The sequence below is a fragment of the Erwinia persicina genome (assembly GCF_014838825.1).
Classification (GTDB): domain Bacteria; phylum Pseudomonadota; class Gammaproteobacteria; order Enterobacterales; family Enterobacteriaceae; genus Erwinia; species Erwinia persicina_A.
Genome location: NZ_JACYMO010000001.1, coordinates 465,667 through 483,246 on the forward strand (window position 1 = coordinate 465,667; position 17,580 = coordinate 483,246).

General features: G+C 54.9%; 15 protein-coding genes. 5 read left to right on the plus strand and 10 right to left on the minus strand.

Translation table 11 applies throughout. The features are described 5' to 3' along the window. Window positions 1-126 precede the first annotated feature (126 nt). From IFU29_RS02175 to pdeR, 3 genes are all read left to right on the plus strand, one after another. Window positions 127-2,070, plus strand: coding sequence for an exoribonuclease II (locus tag IFU29_RS02175; RefSeq protein ID WP_191932471.1), 1,944 nt, complete (start codon window positions 127-129; stop codon window positions 2,068-2,070). A gap of 193 nt (window positions 2,071-2,263) precedes the next feature. Beyond that, window positions 2,264-4,330 (plus strand): carbon starvation CstA family protein, encoded by a 2,067-nt coding sequence (locus IFU29_RS02180; protein WP_191932472.1) that lies wholly within the window; start codon window positions 2,264-2,266, stop codon window positions 4,328-4,330. Between the two features lie 252 nt (window positions 4,331-4,582). Continuing rightward, a complete protein-coding gene (pdeR, locus tag IFU29_RS02185; RefSeq protein WP_191932473.1) occupies window positions 4,583-6,574 on the plus strand; it encodes a cyclic di-GMP phosphodiesterase in 1,992 nt (663 codons plus the stop codon). A 9-nt stretch (window positions 6,575-6,583) separates the two neighbouring features. Here the strand turns inward: pdeR and IFU29_RS02190 are convergent, their stop codons facing one another. Beyond that, on the minus strand, window positions 6,584-7,453 hold the full coding sequence (locus tag IFU29_RS02190; RefSeq protein ID WP_062743163.1) for a crotonase/enoyl-CoA hydratase family protein: 870 nt from the start codon (window positions 7,451-7,453) through the stop codon (window positions 6,584-6,586). Window positions 7,454-7,723: 270 nt separating this feature from the next. Next, window positions 7,724-8,422 (minus strand): L-ribulose-5-phosphate 4-epimerase, encoded by a 699-nt coding sequence (araD, locus tag IFU29_RS02195; RefSeq protein ID WP_191932474.1) that lies wholly within the window; start codon window positions 8,420-8,422, stop codon window positions 7,724-7,726. 404 nt (window positions 8,423-8,826) lie between these two features. On the opposite strand from araD, the gene osmB reads away from it, so the two are divergent. Further along, window positions 8,827-9,045, plus strand: a complete 219-nt coding sequence (osmB, locus tag IFU29_RS02200; RefSeq protein WP_062743161.1) for an osmotically-inducible lipoprotein OsmB — start codon at window positions 8,827-8,829, stop codon at window positions 9,043-9,045. Between the two features lie 52 nt (window positions 9,046-9,097). Here the strand turns inward: osmB and yciH are convergent, their stop codons facing one another. From yciH to pgpB, 5 genes are all read right to left on the minus strand, one after another. After that, the gene (yciH, locus tag IFU29_RS02205; protein ID WP_191932475.1) at window positions 9,098-9,424 is read right to left on the minus strand and encodes a stress response translation initiation inhibitor YciH; all 327 of its coding nucleotides are present in this window, start codon (window positions 9,422-9,424) and stop codon (window positions 9,098-9,100) included. After that, complete coding sequence (gene pyrF / locus IFU29_RS02210) at window positions 9,424-10,140, minus strand: orotidine-5'-phosphate decarboxylase (protein WP_191932476.1); 717 nt, start codon at window positions 10,138-10,140, stop codon at window positions 9,424-9,426. Before pyrF ends, yciH begins: the two co-directional genes overlap by 1 nt. Window positions 10,141-10,344: 204 nt before the next feature. Beyond that, window positions 10,345-11,514, minus strand: a complete 1,170-nt coding sequence (lapB, locus tag IFU29_RS02215; RefSeq protein WP_191932477.1) for a lipopolysaccharide assembly protein LapB — start codon at window positions 11,512-11,514, stop codon at window positions 10,345-10,347. A gap of 6 nt (window positions 11,515-11,520) precedes the next feature. Then, window positions 11,521-11,829: a lipopolysaccharide assembly protein LapA domain-containing protein gene (locus IFU29_RS02220; RefSeq protein ID WP_191932478.1), complete on the minus strand. Its 309-nt coding sequence runs from the start codon at window positions 11,827-11,829 to the stop codon at window positions 11,521-11,523. Between the two features lie 163 nt (window positions 11,830-11,992). After that, window positions 11,993-12,766, minus strand: a complete 774-nt coding sequence (pgpB, locus tag IFU29_RS02225) for a phosphatidylglycerophosphatase B (protein WP_191932479.1) — start codon at window positions 12,764-12,766, stop codon at window positions 11,993-11,995. 228 nt (window positions 12,767-12,994) lie between these two features. On the opposite strand from pgpB, the gene ribA reads away from it, so the two are divergent. Next, a complete protein-coding gene (gene ribA / locus IFU29_RS02230; protein ID WP_191932480.1) occupies window positions 12,995-13,585 on the plus strand; it encodes a GTP cyclohydrolase II in 591 nt (196 codons plus the stop codon). Between the two features lie 81 nt (window positions 13,586-13,666). Here the strand turns inward: ribA and acnA are convergent, their stop codons facing one another. The 3 genes from acnA to IFU29_RS02245 form a co-directional block, all read right to left on the minus strand. Then, window positions 13,667-16,348 (minus strand): aconitate hydratase AcnA, encoded by a 2,682-nt coding sequence (gene acnA / locus IFU29_RS02235; protein ID WP_191932481.1) that lies wholly within the window; start codon window positions 16,346-16,348, stop codon window positions 13,667-13,669. 553 nt (window positions 16,349-16,901) lie between these two features. Further along, window positions 16,902-17,072: an AraC family transcriptional regulator gene (locus IFU29_RS02240; protein ID WP_191933143.1), complete on the minus strand. Its 171-nt coding sequence runs from the start codon at window positions 17,070-17,072 to the stop codon at window positions 16,902-16,904. A 3-nt stretch (window positions 17,073-17,075) separates the two neighbouring features. After that, entirely contained in the window at window positions 17,076-17,234 is a 159-nt protein-coding gene (locus IFU29_RS02245; RefSeq protein WP_191932482.1) for a YmiA family putative membrane protein, read from the minus strand. Window positions 17,235-17,580 lie beyond the last annotated feature (346 nt).

Here is a 17,580-nt window from a genome sequence, read left to right on the forward strand (position 1 = left end):
ACCTCAGGGCGGCCGACACAAAACGGCCGCCCTGTGTCTGTGGATGTCACGGCTTTTTACTTGCCGTAACGCGGTTAATCGCGTAAAACTGTCTGCCGCTCTTAGGCCACGAAAACTGTTGAAATTATGTTCCAGGATAACCCGCTGCTCGCGCAGCTTAAAGAGAAACTCCACTCCCAGACGCCGCGTGTTGAGGGTGTGGTAAAAGGCACTGAAAAAGGTTTCGGCTTCCTGGAAGTCGATGCACAGAAAAGCTACTTTATTCCGCCGCCGTTCATGAAAAAAGTCATGCACGGTGACCGTGTGAGTGCGGTTATTCAGACTGATAAAGATCGTGAAGTTGCCGATCCGGAAACGCTGATCGAACCGTTCCTGACCCGCTTTGTCGGCCGCGTGCAGAAGAAAGACGATCGCCTGTCGATTATTCCTGACCATCCGCTGCTGAGAGACGCCATTCAGTGCCGTCCTGACCGTAATGTGAAGCATGACTTCCAGGCCGGTGACTGGGCAGTGGCTGAAATGCGCCGTCACCCGCTGAAAGGCGATCGCGGTTTCTACGCTGAACTGACTGAATTTATTACCACGGCGGATGACCATTTAGCGCCGTGGTGGGTCACCCTGTCACGCCATAATCTGGAGCGTGAAGCGCCGGATGTGGCCACGCCGGAAGAGATGCTGGACGAACAGCTTGAGCGTGAAGATCTCACTGGCCTCGCCTTCGTGACTATCGACAGTGCCAGCACGGAAGATATGGACGATGCGCTGTACGTAGAAGAAGCCGCCGATGGCGCGCTGAAGCTGACGATTGCCATTGCCGACCCGACAGCCTATGTACCGGCCGGCAGCCAGCTCGATACCATTGCCGCCGAGCGTTCATTTACCAACTATCTGCCTGGTTTTAATATTCCGATGCTGCCGCGTCAGCTGTCTGATGACATCTGTTCTCTGCGCCCCAACGTTCGCCGGCCGGTGCTGGCCTGCCGTGTCACGGTGGCAGCCGACGGTACCCCGGGCGAGGACATTCAGTTCTTCGCCGCGTGGATTGAGTCCCGCGCCAAGCTGGTGTACGACAACGTTTCTGACTGGCTGGAAACCGACGGCAACAGTGAATGGCAGCCGGAAAGCGGGGAGATTGCTGCGCAGATCCGCCTGCTGCACCGCCTGTGCCTGGCGCGCAGCGAATGGCGTCAGAGCCATGCGCTGGTGTTCAAAGATCGCCCTGACTTCCGCTTCCTGCTGGGTGAGAAAGGCGAAGTGCTGGATATCATCGCCGAGCACCGCCGCATCGCCAACCGCATCGTTGAAGAGTCGATGATCCTGGCGAACATCTGCGCTGCCAGCGTGCTGCGCGATAAGCTGGGCTTCGGTATTTATAACGTCCACCTGGGCTTCGATGAGGTGAACGCCGAGCAGGCTGCTGCTGTTCTGGCGAATCACGGCGTGGTGGCCGATCCGCTGGCGATTGCTACGCTTGAAGGCTTCCGCACGCTGCGCCGTGAACTGGATACCCTGCCGACGCAGTTCCTCGACAGCCGTATTCGCCGCTTCCAGTCGTTTGCCGAGGTCAGCACCTCGCCAGGGCCGCACTTTGGTCTTGGCCTGGAAGCGTATGCCACCTGGACCTCCCCCATCCGTAAGTTTGGCGACATGGTTAACCACCGCCTGCTGAAAGCGATCATCAAAGGGGAAACGGCGAGCCGTCCTGACGATACGCTGACGGTGAAGATGGCTGAACGTCGCCGTCAGAACCGTATGGCCGAGCGCGATGTGGGTGACTGGCTCTATTCACGCTTCCTGCAGAAGGCAGTGGGTACCGATCAGCGTTTCAGTGCGGAAGTGATCGACGTTTCCCGCGGTGGCATGCGCGTTCGCCTGCAGGACAACGGTGCGGTGGCCTTTATTCCTGCCCCGTTTATTCACGCCGTGCGTGATGAGCTGGTGTGCAGTAATGAAAATGGCACCGTGCAGATCAAAGGTGAAGTCGCCTACCGCGTAACCGACCTGATTGAAGTGACCATCGCCGAAGTGCGTATGGAAACCCGCAGCGTCGTTGCCCGTCCGGCCGTCTGATATCGCTCAACGGGACAGCCTGACCGCTGTCCCGTTTTTATTCCCTCCCTCTCCACCTGCATCTGCCGCACTCCGCAAAAAAATAAAAAACTCTCTGCGCCTCACATTTCTCATTCCATTTACTTTCATAAACATTCTTTTACATTACGTTTAACTTGTCCCCCCTCTTACGGATCTGACAAGGAGTACTGTGATGAACAACGTCAAAACCGGGCTGGTCTGGTTACTGGTGGCGTTAGCCGGTGCCTGCGCCTTTGCCATGCTGGCGCTCAACCGCGGCGAACCCGTTAACGCGCTGTGGCTGGTGGTGGCCGCCGTTGCCTGCTACAGCATCGCTTATCGTTTTTACAGTCTGTTTATTGCCCGCCGGATATTCGAACTCGACGACCGCCGTCTGACCCCCGCAGAGCGCAATAACGACGGACTCGACTATGTGCCGACCAATAAGTGGGTCTTGTTTGGCCATCATTTCGCCGCCATCGCCGGTGCCGGTCCCCTTGTCGGGCCGATCCTTGCCGCACAGATGGGCTTCCTGCCGGGCACGCTGTGGATCCTGATTGGGGTGATGCTGGCCGGTGCCGTGCAGGACTTCCTGATCCTGTTTATTTCCACCCGCCGCGACGGCCGTTCGCTGGGCGAAATGGCGAAACAGGAGCTGGGGGCTTTCGCCGGCGTGATCACCATGCTCGGGGCACTGGGGGTAATGATCATTATTCTCTCTGCGCTGGCGCTGGTGGTGGTAAAGGCGCTGACCAACAGTCCGTGGGGACTCTTTACCCTGGCAGCGACCCTGCCGATTGCCCTGTTTATGGGCGTGTACATGCGCTTTCTGCGCCCGGGTAAAATTGCCGAAGTGTCCCTGATCGGTTTTGTGCTGATGATGGCGGCAATTATTTACGGGGGCGATATTGCCCTGCACCCTTACTGGGGCCCGTTCTTCACGCTCAAAGGCACCACCCTGACGCTGGTACTGGTGATTTATGGCTTTGTGGCGTCGGTGCTGCCCGTCTGGCTGCTGCTGGCTCCGCGTGATTACCTGTCGACCTTTCTCAAAATTGGTGTAATTGTCGGCCTTGCCGTTGGCATCGTCTTTGCTATGCCGGAAATGAAAATGCCGGCAGTGACCCGGTTTATTGATGGCAGCGGTCCGGTATTTTCCGGCGGCCTGTTCCCGTTTCTGTTTATCACTATCGCCTGCGGAGCCATCTCCGGCTTCCATGCACTGGTTTCCAGCGGCACCACGCCGAAGCTGATTGAACGTGAAAGTCATATCCGCATGATTGGCTACGGTGCAATGCTGATGGAGTCGTTCGTGGCTATTATGGCGCTGATTTGCGCCTCGGTGATCGACCCCGGTGTTTACTTTGCTATGAATGCGCCAGCGGCCCTGATCGGCACCACGGTGGAAAGCGCCAGCCAGGCGATCAACGGCTGGGGATTTGTGGTGACGCCAGAAATGCTAACCGCCATTGCCCGCGACGTGGGTGAAACTTCGGTGCTTTCGCGTGCCGGTGGCGCACCCACCTTTGCTGTCGGGATGGCACACATTATTACCGAGGTGTTTAACAGCCGGGCGATGATGGCGTTCTGGTATCACTTCGCCATTCTGTTTGAAGCGCTGTTTATCCTGACCGCCGTCGACGCCGGGACGCGTGCCTGCCGCTTTATGGTGCAGGATCTGGCAGGGACGATGGTACCGGCTCTGGCCAACAACCGTTCATGGCTGGGCAATATTATCGGCACCGCCGTGGCGGTAGCGGGATGGGGCTTCTTCGTCTATCAGGGGGTAATTGATCCTCTGGGCGGGATTAATACCCTCTGGCCGCTGTTTGGTATTGGTAACCAGATGCTGGCATCAATGGCGCTGATCCTCGGCACCGTAGTGTTGTTTAAAATGAAAAAACAGCGCTATGCCTGGGTCACGATTATCCCGACGGCGTGGCTGTTTATCACCTCGATGACTGCCGGATGGCAGAAAATTTTCCACGAGAAACCTGCGATTGGTTTCCTTGCCCAGGCGAAGAAATTCAGCAACGGTATTGACCAGGGCATCGTGATCGCACCGGCTAAAACGGTGGCAGATATGCAGACCATTGTTCTCAGCAATCAGATTAATGCCGGACTCTGCGCCTTCTTTATGCTGGTCGCCGTGACCATGCTGGTCGCCGCATTTTTCGCTATTCGCCGTGCCCTGTTGAGCACGACCCCCACCGTGCGCGAAAGCCCGGTGGTGCTTCGCGACGAAAAAGTCAACATGTGATGATTTTTGCGACAATTGTGAAGAACTTAAAATACATCGTGCGCAAGGCAAACCAGGCCGATAAAGTGATCAACTTAGTCAAATTATCCTGCTAATATGCTACCCCGATCGCCCGATCGGGGTTTTTTATGCTACCCGGAAATTTTCAGCAAAAAAATATATTGTCCTGGTCACTTGTGATCCTGCGGGTTGCCGAATACTGTTGCTAAAATAAGAAGATACCATCTGCTAAGTAGCATCGAGGGAAAAAAAATGACCGATGAACAAGGGCAATCGCTTCTGTATGCGTATTTTGGCACCAGCAGCCCTCATTGGCGTTTATCTTCCGACAGCGATGCCCTGCATTTCGCTGAAGATGAAGGCGGTATCACCAATATCGCCGTTCCCCTGACGGCCTCCCAGGCCGGTATGCTGCGCAATATGACCGTCATCACCTCCAGTGTGAATCTCACCATTACGCTTCATGGCACGGAGCTTTCCATGCACCTTGTCGGCAGAAAAGTGTCGCAGATCGCCTGGGCCGGCACCGCCTCCGCCTGGGGTGACACTTCCTCTGTTGCCCGTGACCTGGTGCTGGGCCTGTCGTTTGCAGAACAGGTCGTTTCGGAAGCGAATTCGGTGATCGTCATCGTCGATCAGCAAGGCAATATTCAGCGCTTTAATCGCCTGTCGGAAGAGTATACCGGGCTGAAAGAACAGGAAGTCATTGGTCGCAATGTCTTCCAGCTGTTTATGTCTCGTCAGGAAGCGGCAGCCTCACGACGAAATATCAGTACCTTTTTTCGTGAAGGCAGCTCGTATGAAGTGGAACGCTGGATCAAGACCCGGAAAGGTCAGCGTCTCTTCCTGTTCCGCAATAAATTTGTACACAGCGGTAGCGGGAAAAATGAAATTTATTTGATCTGTTCGGGCATGGATATCACTGAAGAACGCCGCGCACAGGAGCGCCTGCGGGTGCTGGCCAATACCGACACCATTACCGGGTTGCCAAACCGTAACGCCATTAATCAGGAAATCACCGAAGCCCTGGAAAAGCGTACCGTTCAGCAGACTGGCGTGGTCTACCTTGACCTGGATAATTTTAAAAAAGTGAACGATGCCTACGGGCATATGTTTGGCGATCAGCTTCTGCAGGCGGTTTCTCTGGCCATCCTGAGCTGCCTGGATAAGGATCAGACCCTGGCACGTCTGGGTGGTGATGAGTTTATTGTGCTGGCAGAGGATACCAGCCAGGCCGCGCTGGAGGCGATGTCTTCCCGTATCCTTGTGCGCCTTAAACAGCCGTTCCGTATTGGCCTGATCGAAGTGTATTCCGGCTGTTCGATCGGCATCGCCCTCGCCCCGCAGCATGGCGAAGATCGTGAGAGTCTGATCCGTAATGCCGATACGGCCATGTACACGGCGAAAGAGAACGGGCGCGGAAAATTCTGTATTTTTTCTGCTGAGATGAATCAGCGCGTCTTCGAATATCTCTGGCTAGACACCAACCTTCGTAAAGCGCTCGACCAGCATCAGCTGGTGCTGCACTATCAGCCGAAGCTGAATGCCGATGGTTCGGTGACCAGCGTGGAAGCACTGGTGCGCTGGATGTCGCCCGAACGCGGGCTGATCCCCCCGGACAGTTTCATCTCCTATGCCGAAGAGTCAGGGCTGATAATACCGCTGGGACGCTGGGTTATGCTGGCCGTGCTGGAACAAATCCTGCTCTGGAGGAAAGAGGGGATATTTCTGCGCGTCGCGGTCAATGTTTCGCCACGTCAGCTGATCGACCAGAACATTTATACCGACCTGAAACTGGCGCTGGACCAGGCGGGGCTGACTGACTGCCCCATCGATATTGAGCTGACAGAAAGCTGCCTGATTGAAAATGAGCAGCAGGCGCAGACGCTGATGGAACAGTTCCAGACGTTGGGTGCGGCGGTGCATCTTGATGATTTTGGCACTGGGTACTCCTCCCTGTCACAGCTGGCTCGCGTGCCAATTAATGCCATTAAACTGGATCAGAGCTTTATCCGCGGCGTTAATCATCATGAGGTGTCTCAGTCGCTGGTCAGGGCGATTGTAGCGGTCGCTAAAGCCCTTAATTTAGAGGTGATCGCAGAAGGCATTGAAACAGAGGAGGAAGCAGCGTTTGTCATGGCGAACGGCGTGGATATCCGTCAGGGGTTTCTCTACGCGAAGCCAATGCCCGTGGAGGAGCTGGGACACTGGCTTGCGCGGCATCATGCCATCACGGCTCCCTGAAGGTGAGATTTATCCCGCTTTGAGCAGGGTCTGCGCGCTGTGCCGGTTTTGCAACTGCACCAGGCGTTCCATATAAGCAATGTCTTTCGGCTCCATGGTAAAGGCGAAGTCCACCCAGTCCTCGGTGATGTCCATCAGTTCCGCCCGGGAGAGTTGCAGCACGCGCTGACGCGCTTTCAGCATTGCCCTCACCCCGTTAAGTTTCGGTCTGAGCGTATCGATAAAGGTGCGGGTACAGCGGTAGCCGTCCCCCGGCTGGAACAGACGATCGACCAGGCCCCGGGTTTCAAACCACTCCGCCGTATGCGACTCCCCTTCACAGATCAGTTCCTCTGCCAGCTTCATTCCAGAACGACGCGCCACCAGAGAGTACCCGCCCATTCCCGGGAAGAGATTAAACGCAATCTCCGGGAACCCCATCCTGGCCGTATTTTGCGCCAGGATAAAGTGGTGCGCCAGTGCGGCCTCAAAGCCTCCGCCCAGCGCACTGCCTTCCACCATCGCAATGCTGACGGCTCCGGTATCAAAGCCGCGTGCAGCGGCATGGATGCAGTCAACGCAGGCGCGGGCATAGGCCCGCAGCGCCTCCCGCCGCCCGTTCTTGATAGACTCGACAAAAAAACGCAGATCGCCCCCCGCATTAAACATGGTGGGAACCAGTGAACCCGTTACCCAGAAGTCTATCTGTAATCCTGAGCGCTGTGCGGCATAGCTGAGGTTCATGATCTCTTCGATCAGTTGATGGTTAAAACTCGGACGCGGCTGCGCTCGCAGCATCATCCACATCGTGCGGCGCTCTTCCTCGTAATAAGCGGACAGCTGGGTCATTTGTCCCGCTTCGTTAAACAGCCTGCAGGTAGTCTGATTTACAACGGTCATAGAATTATCCTCTGTTTAGTTATGCGTTATACGCAGCCCCAGCCTAATCCAGAGTCTGTCCGTGCTAAATGGGTGTTTGATTTTTAAGAAAAATAACAGATAAAGCCGCCGGGAATATGCGCGATAGCGCCTGCAGGCTGGCGGGAGGAAAAAGGAGAAAAGACTGGTGAAGGAGGGAAGTGGGCGCAGGCCGCCACGCTGACGACCTGCCGCTGAGTATTGCGTCATGCTGACAACCGCATGGATGGCGGTTAGCCGCGGATATACCAGCTATTTCTGTCCGTAATAGGCATTTTTACCGTGCTTGCGCAGATAGTGTTTATCCAGCAAGACCTGCTGCACCGCCGGTAGCTGCGGGGTCAGTTGTTGACTGAAAATGCCCATATAGGCCACCTCTTCCAGCACCACCGCGCTGTGTACGGCGTCTTCGGCGCTGCGCCCCCAGGCAAAAGGTCCGTGTGAGTTAACCAGCACGGCGGGGATTGCTAACGGATCGATACCGCGCTGTTGCAGTGTTTCAACGATCACCTGCCCGGTTTGCCACTCATAGCGCTCAGTAATCTCATTGTCGCGCATCTGCCGGGTACAGGGTATGGCACCGTAAAAGTCATCAGCATGGGTGGTCCCCCAGGCGGGCAGATCCTTCCCTGCCTGGGCCCAGATGGTGGCATGGCGGGAATGCGTATGGACAATCCCCCCAATTTCGGGCCAGGCGAGATAGAGCGCACGATGAGTATCGGTGTCGGATGAAGGCCGTTTATCACCTTCAATCACCTCTCCTGATGCCAGTGCCACCACCACCATATCGTCCCGCTTCATATCGTCATAGCTGACGCCGGAGGGCTTGATGACGATCACTCCCTGTTCACGATCAATGGCGCTGACGTTGCCCCAGGTAAAGGTCACCAGTCCGTAGCGCGGTAGCGCGAGATTCGCGTCCAGTACCTGTTGCTTAAGTTGTTCCAGCATGTCGTTCTCTCCACTGTGGCCAGGGAGTTATTGTCTGCGCGAGAGGTACAGGCGGGTATGGAGACATTGGCTGTATCAGAGGCAGGATCCGGCTGAAGGCACTATTTTGCGGGGCGGTACGGAAAAAATAGGCGCGGAAATTAAGATTTTTTACCTGTAAAGACGTCCAGCAATATTTCAAAATAAGTCATTGCCTTTACCCCAGTGATAGTTAGAGATCTCACTATCCGGTTAAGGTGAGGGAGTCCTGGCCCGGCGGATTCACACACAGACGATTATTTACGCGAATTTTACGCGTTAGGTGACATAAATCACCAGAAAACAAGCCGGTGCAGGATCGATAACGCAGAGCATCTTCTATACTTAATGAGTATCTCTGTTGCTGCAATTAAGGAGTAGTAAATATGTCAATCACTGCAAAACGCATTACCGCTGGCTTGCTGGCCGCTACATTAGTTCTCTCCCTGAGCGCATGCTCAAACTGGTCTAAACGCGATCGTAATACAGCAATCGGCGCAGGTGCTGGCGCTATTGGTGGTTCTGTTCTGACAAACGGAAGTGGACTGGGTACCCTGGGGGGTGCCGCAGTAGGTGGGATCATCGGACATCAAATCGACAAATAATAAAGCAGCGTATCGCGGGCCGAACTTCGTTCGGCCCTGTTAAGGGGAAAACTCACCCGCCGGCCAGTTTGACCTTCATACCTTTGGCTTCGAGCAGCGTTTTTAACAGGTCGCGTTTATCGCCCTGAATCTCGATCACCCCCTCTTTCAGCGCACCACCGCAGCCACACTTCTTTTTTAGTTCAGCCGTCAGCTTTGCCAGCTCCGCATCATCAAGATCAATACCGCTAATCAGGCATACGCCTTTTCCTTTGCGGCCGCTGGTCTGACGCTGTATGCGGACAATGCCATCCCCTTTCGGACGCGGCACTGTCGCTTCAGGTTCGTTGATGCGTCCGCTTTCCGTGGAGTAAACCAGCCGGCTGTTGTCATCTGCCATTATGCCCCCTGTAACTCGTTAGCGATGCTACGCAGCGTGGCGGCAGGATCGCTGGACTGGGTAATCGGTCGCCCGATCACCATATAGTCGACCCCTGCCTGCTGCGCCTGCTGCGGGGTCATAATCCGCCGCTGATCGCCCGCATCGCTGCCTACCGGACGAATGCCCGGAGTGACCAGCCGGAACGTCTGGCCGAGGATCTGTTTAAAATGCCGGGCTTCCTGAGCAGAACAGACCACGCCGTCCAGTCCGCACTGATGGGTGAGCCGCGCCAGGCGTTCGGCCTGTTCCGCTGGAGAAAGTTCAATGCCCAGGCCACGCAGATCTTCCGTATCCATGCTGGTCAGCACGGTGACCGCAATCAGCAGCGGCGCATCTTTGCCAAAGGGTAACAGGGCCTCTCGTGCCGCCGTCATCATCCGTGCCCCACCGCTGGCGTGGACATTAACCATCCATACGCCGAGATCAGCTGCGGCCGCAACGGCATGGGCTGTCGTGTTGGGAATATCATGAAATTTCAGATCGAGGAAAACCTCAAAACCGCGCTGTTGCAGATCGTCTACCCACTGTGGCCCGAAACGGGTAAACATCTCTTTGCCCACCTTGAGGCGGCAGCTGCCGGGTTCAATGTGGTCGATAAAGGCCAGGGCACTATTGCGATCGGCATAATCTAACGCCACCACAATCGGTGAGCCGGTTACCTGAGGTGAAAGCATGGAATACCCTCTTCAAATGGAGCAGCGCATGGCGCAAACGATAAACGGGATGCATTCTACCTGTGACAAAGGCAAATGCACAGAGAATCGACCCTCTTCCTGTCTGACCCTTACCGACGCTGTGGCTGCTGGCATCTTTATGTTTACTACTGCTTAGTATGTTGTAACTAAAGCGGGTCATTCCCCGCCACAGGCGGGTCATTTTTACTGTCCGTCCAGACCTCTGATCGGTTTCACCGATGACCAGGCGCGGCATGACGGACAGTGCCAGTAAAGTGCGTGGGCGGTGAAGCCACATTTATGGCAGCGGTAACGCGGTTTGGTGCGGATCTGTTCCCCGACCATATCACGCAGCACCATCAGACTGTCTTTGGCACGGCCCTCTTCGGCTTCCTGCAGGTTAAAATCCATCAGCCGATGGAAAACACGCATGGTCGGATGCCGCTGAAGCTGGCGCGTGATATAGGTTTGGGCCACTTCAGCCCCCTCTTCCCGATCGAGAATACCGGCGAGGTAAAGCTCTGCTGCCGCCCCGGTGTTCTCTTCCACGCAGCGTTTGAGATAGTCTGCCCATGCGCCAGGCTGGCAGAGGTGCTGATAGCAGCCTTCCAGCATCTCCAGCGTTTCACTGACCAGCTCTTTATCCTGCTCAATCACCCGCTGCAGGTGACCCACCGCTTTGGCATATTCGCCCTTCGCCATGTGGATACGCCCCATCATGATGGAAACGCGGGCGCTGTCGCGATCGGCCGACTCCCCTTTTTTCAGCAACCCCATGGCACGGTCAAGATCGTCGCTGCTGATGGCCTGCAGGGCCAGTTCACAGTAGAAATGGGCAATTTCCATCTTCAAACGGTCTTTACCCAGCTTAACCAGCCGTTCTGCCACTTCAATTGCATTTGGCCAGTCACTGGTCGCCTGGTGAATAATCAGTAACTGCTGCAGAGCGCTGATGCGGAAGTCGGTTTCATCCACCAGCTGGCCAAACATCTGTTCAGCACGGTCGTAAAAGCCAGCGGCCATATAGTCACGGCCCAATTGCTGGATGGCCAGCAGTCGCTGGTCGTAGGTCAGAGAGGCACTTTCCATTAAGGCCTGGTGAATGCGGATGGCGCGGTCAACCTCACCGCGTGAACGGAACAGGTTACCCAGGGTAAGGTGCGCTTCGACCGTTCCACTGTCCTCTTTCAACATGTCCAGGAACAGGTCAACGGCTTTATCCTGCTGGTTAGAAAGCAGGAAGTTAACCCCGGTCACATAGTCGCGTGACAGGCGGCTGGCTTCCTGTTGCTTATCCTGTTGCGCACTTCTGCGCCCCATATACCAGCCATAGGCGGCGGCGACGGGGAGTAACAGAAACAGCAGTTCTAACATAGGTGTTTATTCCTTGACGACAGTAACCTGTGACGTTGTCACAGTTTCGTCTGTCTGCCCCAGTTGCTGCTGAAGACGTTTAATTTTACGCTGAGCGTGCGCCAGTGAAACACGAACACGTAGCCAGAACAGCCCACAGATTGCCCACCCCAGCAGGAAACCAGCCGCAAACAGCGTTGCCAGCAGCGTTGACACGCGGAACTGACCCTGGGCGAGCAGATAGTTAAACGTAACGACCTGATCGTTATGCGCGCCCAGCGTGACAGAAATGACGAAAATCGCCAGCACCACTAAAAAAATCAGCAAATATTTCACAGTCCATCCCATAACCTGGTGTTAACCAGATGAATTATGCCAAAAAAAACGTTCTGATGCTTGTCCAGATGCGAGAGTTATCGTCACATTCCACTGCGGCCACCGCGCTTAAGTCTGCCACCTACGGCAGGTGAACATAAGAGGTGGGGACAGAATAGCGTCTTTACAATCCGCTGGCGTCATTTTCCCGCCCGGCGATCTCTTCCTGCTCCTGCGGCGGCACGGTTAACGGACCGCAGAATCGCTGTGCCAGCCAGGTCGCCAGGGTGATAAACAGCCAGCTGATCAGGGTGGCAACGATTAAATCACGCGGCCAGTGCATGCCCAGAACCAGGCGGCTTCCCATCACCGCCACCGCCCACCCCATCAGCAAAACAATGGTGACGTAGCGGCGGCGCGGCCACAGCAGGCCAACGCCCAGCAACGCCCAACTGGCAGCAAACATCGTATGCCCGGAGGGGAAGGCGAATCCGGTTTCAAAGGCCCAGTGTTTCTTTAACCAGTCGGGCAGTTGCGGGTTATCTGCCACCGCATCACGCACCATCACGCTGCGCTGCCGTCGCTTCTGCTCATAAAATGCCTGACCGCTGATGCCATAGGTCTTTTCCAGCCAGAGCACATAGGGACGTGGCTCCTGCACCTGTTCTTTGATCAAACTTTTGGTGTACTGCCCGGTTAACAGCGCGCCAATAATGATGCCCAGCAGAAATACAGCGGGTTTCCAGCGAAAACGCAGGCACCAGAGAAACCAGGCACTGAGGATAGCACTGGTGAGTATCCCCCAGGGGCTGGTGACCGTTTCGGTAAACCAGAACAGCACCTTATGGCCCCATCCCATCGCGACGGGCTGCCAGTGCCAGCCTGACAGCATTACACCGAGCGGCATCAGCAGGAGCAACAGCATGCCGAAGGTGGTTCGTTTAAGGATATCTGCCATGTGTTTTTCCTTAGCGCCGTTGATATCACAACCTTGATATAAGATTAGCTTTAAAAATAATAACATAAGGATTGTGATAGCGATAATTGTGCGCTATTAAATCAATCGCTCTAACGTGTTAACCGCCGCGCGTCGTGTTGTGGCAAAATAGCCTCAATTGTTTGCGTCAGGTCACTGACACTGCGTTATCAGATAATAGCGCAACACCTGAAGTTTCTGGAGAGTCACATGCAGCTTAAACGGGTAGCAGAAGCAAATCTGCCCACGCCATGGGGAGATTTCCTTATGGTAGGTTTTGAAGAACTGGCAACCGGGCATGACCATGTTGCGCTGGTTTACGGCGATATTTCTGACGGCAAGCCAGTGCTTTCGCGCGTCCATTCGGAGTGTCTGACCGGCGATGCCCTGTTCAGCCTGCGCTGCGACTGTGGCTTCCAGCTGGAGGCCGCACTGACGCAGATCGCCGAGCAGGGACGTGGGATCCTGCTTTATCATCGCCAGGAGGGCCGTAATATCGGCCTGTTAAATAAAATCCGCGCCTATGCGCTGCAGGATAAAGGCTACGACACGGTCGAGGCGAACAATCAGTTAGGTTTCGCTGCCGACGAGCGTGACTTTACCCTTTGTGCAGACATGTTCAAGCTGCTGGGCGTGCATGAAGTCCGCCTGCTGACCAACAATCCGCGTAAGGTGGAGATCCTGACGGAAGCCGGCATTAACATTACCGAGCGCGTCCCGCTGATCGTCGGACGAAATCCTAACAACGCGCACTATCTGGATACTAAAGCCGCGAAGATGGGCCACCTGCTGTCGAAGTAATTCCGCGAGTCCCTCTCACGCATAAAAAAACCCCGGCCTGACAGCCGGGGTTTTTTATGCGATGTCGGGCTACCCGCCCGCTTACTGCAGCATGTTGCGGATCACATAGTGCAGAATGCCGTCGTTCTGATAATAGGTCAGCTCATTACCCGTATCGATACGACAACGCGCATCCAGCACGTTCTGACTTCCGTCAGCCCGCGTCAGCAACACTTTCACCACGCAGCCCGGCGTCAGCTGCTGAAGATCCTGGACATTTATCAGCTCATCTCCGGTCAGCCCCAGCGTTTTTCGCGTCACGCCGGTGGGGAATTCCAGCGGTAAAATACCCATACCGATCAGGTTAGAACGGTGAATACGCTCGAACGACTCGGCGATCACCACCCTTACACCCTGCAGGCGTGGACCTTTTGCTGCCCAGTCTCGGCTGGAACCGGAGCCATACTCTTTACCGGCAATCACGGCCAGCGGAATGCCTGCCTGCTGATAACGCATGGCTGCATCATAGATCGCCATCGGTTCATCACCGGGAATATAGCGGGTCATCCCCCCTTCCACCCCCGGTACCATTTCGTTGCGGATACGGATATTGGCAAAAGTACCGCGCATCATTACTTCGTGATTCCCGCGACGGGAACCGTAAGAGTTAAAGTCCTCACGCGCCACACCGTGCTCCAGCAGGTAGCGTCCTGCCGGGCTATCGGCCTTGATACTGCCGGCCGGAGAGATATGGTCGGTGGTGACGGAATCCCCGAGCATCGCCAGGATGCGTGCGCCGCGGATATCGGTAACGGGTTTCGGTTCCTTTTCCATATCATCAAAGAAAGGGGACAGGCGGATATAGGTCGACCCCTCGTCCCAGTCGTATGTGGCCGCCTCACTGACCTTGATCGCCTGCCACTCGGGCGTGCCTTCAAACACTTCGGCGTACTCTTTATGGAACATATCGGTAGAAACCATCTGGACGGCTTCGGCAATCTCCTCCGGAGAGGGCCAGATGTCTTTGAGATAAACAGGTTTGCCGGTAGTGTCTTCCCCCAGAGGGTCAGTTTGCAGGTTGAGCGTCATATTGCCGGCCAGTGCGTAAGCCACGACCAGCGGCGGCGAAGCCAGCCAGTTGGTTTTGACGTAAGGATGGATGCGACCTTCAAAATTACGGTTCCCTGACAGTACGGCACCCACGGTCAGGTCCCCTTCTTTGATGGCGTTTTCGACCTCATCAGGCAGCGGACCGGAGTTACCAATACAGGTGGTACAGCCGTAGCCCACCAGGTTAAAGCCCAGCTTATCCAGATAGGGAGTCAGGCGCGCGGCGGCAAGATAGTCAGACACCACTTTTGAACCAGGTGCCAGCGATGCCTTAACCCAGGGTTTAGGATGCAGCCCCAGGGTAACGGCTTTTTTTGCCAGCAGACCGGCGGCCATCAGCACGCTGGGATTGGAAGTATTGGTGCAGGAGGTAATGGCAGCGATAACTACCGCGCCGTCCTCCAGTGAGTGCTGCTGACGGGTTCTGCTGTCCTGGTAGGTGACGGTTTTATGGGTTTTCAGTGCGCGATTCACTTCCAGCTCATTGCTGGCGCGAAACGCTGCTGGCACATCGCCCAGGGCGACCCGATCCTGTGGACGTTTAGGTCCGGCCAGGCTCGATTCCACCTGCCCCATGTCCAGCGCCAGCGCACTGGTAAAGACCGGCTCGTCACCGGTTTCACGCCACAATCCCTGCGCCTTGCTGTAGGCTTCGACCAGCGCCACCTGCTCGGTGCTGCGTCCGGTCAGCTTCATATAACCCAGCGTCACGGCATCAACCGGGAAAAAGCCACAGGTCGCCCCATACTCGGGGGCCATATTCGCAATGGTGGCTCGGTCAGCCAGCGGAAGATCGTCCAGACCATCACCGTAAAATTCGACAAATTTACCCACCACGCCGTGCTGACGCAGCATTTGCGTGACGGTCAGCACCAGGTCAGTGGCGGTGATCCCGGGTTTAAGCTTGCCGGTCAGCTTGAAACCGACCACATCCGGGATCAGCATCGACACCGGCTGTCCCAGCATGGCGGCTTCGGCCTCAATGCCTCCCACGCCCCAGCCCAGCACGCCAAGGGCATTTATCATCGTGGTGTGCGAGTCGGTGCCAACCAGGGTATCGGGGTAAGCCACTTCCTGCCCACCCTGATCTTCGTGCCAGACGGCCTGCCCGAGGTATTCCAGATTAACCTGATGACAGATCCCGGTGCCCGGCGGCACCACGCTGAAGCGGTTAAAAGCTTTTTGCCCCCAGCGCAGGAAAACATAACGCTCGTGGTTACGTTCCATCTCCAGACGAACGTTTTCTTCGAAGGCGTCATCATCGCCGAAGTGGTCAACCGTCACTGAATGGTCAATCACCAGGTCAACGGGAGAGAGCGGATTCACTTTGGCCACATCGCCGCCGAGGCGGTTTACGGCTTCACGCATCGCCGCCAGGTCCACCACCGCCGGCACGCCGGTAAAGTCCTGCATCAGCACGCGCGCGGGCCGGTAGGCGATTTCGCGTTCAGCATGAGCGTCTTTCAGCCAGCCGGCCAGCGCCTGTATGTCCTCTGCGGTAACCGAGTCGCCATCCTGCCAGCGCAGCAGGTTTTCCAGCAGTACCTTCATGGATTTTGGCAAACGTGAAATATCGCCCAGTTCAGTCGCGGCTTTTGCCAGGCTGTAATAGTGATACTGGCGATCGTGGACAGACAGGGTGTCCTGAGTGAGTTGGCGTAGGGTTGTCGACATTGCTCCTCCATTGCGTGTTCTTTTGACAGTAAACCCAAATCATCGCAGAGGCAGCAAACCCACAAATGCAGATGCCGGGTAAAACCTTATTAATAACAAGGTCTGTTTAAAGATAGCACAATCGAATCGCAACGTTTTGATAACAACACTAATTGACAACAGCTGAAACAAACTGAAAATAAAATACAAAAGCGCCCCGCTGTACTTGCCAGCGGGGCGCTATTTGTTAGGGCGCGGAAAAGATCACTAAATGGGTATTAACGCACCATCAGTGCAATCCATAACGCGCTGGTCCAGAACAGGGCAGAAAATGTCCAGGTGCTGAACCAGGTAATTTGAGTTAAGTTCACTTTCAGACTCCTTCAGGTCATTCTGACCAAAACGTACATCATGAAACGCTGATCGTAAGCGGTGAGCGTTTTACCGTTAAGTGATGCTGTTAGCATCAAAAGCGGGCGTCAAAATGCCCTGACCAGTACATCGGCCTGAATGGTAATAAGAGCTATTTTATTTTCAAGTCTCAGAAAAAAGCTAAGTATGGATACTGCCCGCGTTAATTGGCTTTGGTATCTTCAAACAGTGATTCAATAAAATTACGCTGCAGGTCATTCATTTCCCAGGATGCCGGGATCGCCTGCTGAGTGTCATTTTTTTTAGCTTTACAGAAACGCTCGTTGGTTTTGCGTAACTGCTGTACTTTTTGCTCAGGCTGTCTCAGGTGCATTGATTACCCCCACATCCGCCAAACGAATAAGCCCACCACCACCCAAAACAGTGCTGAAGCAGCGAAAACCGCCAACCAGGCTTTGCGTCTCAGATTGCTGTTACGCTCCACCTTGATGGTCTTGTCCCCGAAACCGGGTTGTACAGATAATCTCGTCGCCATAGTTTTTGATAATCACTCTCATTAGAAACGATTGTTTGAACCAATCAGAAATTAGGATGAATCCTAAACATTCTCTGTTGCAAAATCCAGTAATTTTTATTGTACAAAACGATTAACAGGTTTAATCAAGCATGAATAAGATTAATTAAAGGTCCTAACTCAACTGGGCCGTAATAAATAATCCTTAACACAAATTCAACCCGCCGGGTTCCACCGTAGATCCATTTATAACTGGAGTTCCTTTTCGTTATCCTTTACATGCAGGCACTCTTTAAGAGTTATAACTAGAGTATGAGAATCATCCTAAGGTCACGCAAAGAGGCAGATTGAAAAATGTGTACTGTTT

Bases quoted from the DNA above. Each gene is read 5' to 3' on its own strand.
- IFU29_RS02175 (WP_191932471.1), top strand. From the start codon at position 127: ATGTTCCAGGATAACCCGCTGCTCGCGCAGCTTAAAGAGAAACTCCAC.
- IFU29_RS02245 (WP_191932482.1), bottom strand. From the start codon at position 17,234: ATGGCGACGAGATTATCTGTACAACCCGGTTTCGGGGACAAGACCATC.
- IFU29_RS02180 (WP_191932472.1), top strand. From the start codon at position 2,264: ATGAACAACGTCAAAACCGGGCTGGTCTGGTTACTGGTGGCGTTAGCC.
- pdeR (WP_191932473.1), top strand. From the start codon at position 4,583: ATGACCGATGAACAAGGGCAATCGCTTCTGTATGCGTATTTTGGCACC.
- pyrF (WP_191932476.1), bottom strand. From the start codon at position 10,140: ATGCTTTCACCTCAGGTAACCGGCTCACCGATTGTGGTGGCGTTAGAT.
- araD (WP_191932474.1), bottom strand. From the start codon at position 8,422: ATGCTGGAACAACTTAAGCAACAGGTACTGGACGCGAATCTCGCGCTA.
- pgpB (WP_191932479.1), bottom strand. From the start codon at position 12,766: ATGGCAGATATCCTTAAACGAACCACCTTCGGCATGCTGTTGCTCCTG.
- acnA (WP_191932481.1), bottom strand. From the start codon at position 16,348: ATGTCGACAACCCTACGCCAACTCACTCAGGACACCCTGTCTGTCCAC.
- IFU29_RS02240 (WP_191933143.1), bottom strand. From the start codon at position 17,072: ATGCACCTGAGACAGCCTGAGCAAAAAGTACAGCAGTTACGCAAAACC.
- lapB (WP_191932477.1), bottom strand. From the start codon at position 11,514: ATGTTAGAACTGCTGTTTCTGTTACTCCCCGTCGCCGCCGCCTATGGC.
- osmB (WP_062743161.1), top strand. From the start codon at position 8,827: ATGTCAATCACTGCAAAACGCATTACCGCTGGCTTGCTGGCCGCTACA.
- yciH (WP_191932475.1), bottom strand. From the start codon at position 9,424: ATGGCAGATGACAACAGCCGGCTGGTTTACTCCACGGAAAGCGGACGC.
- ribA (WP_191932480.1), top strand. From the start codon at position 12,995: ATGCAGCTTAAACGGGTAGCAGAAGCAAATCTGCCCACGCCATGGGGA.
- IFU29_RS02190 (WP_062743163.1), bottom strand. From the start codon at position 7,453: ATGACCGTTGTAAATCAGACTACCTGCAGGCTGTTTAACGAAGCGGGA.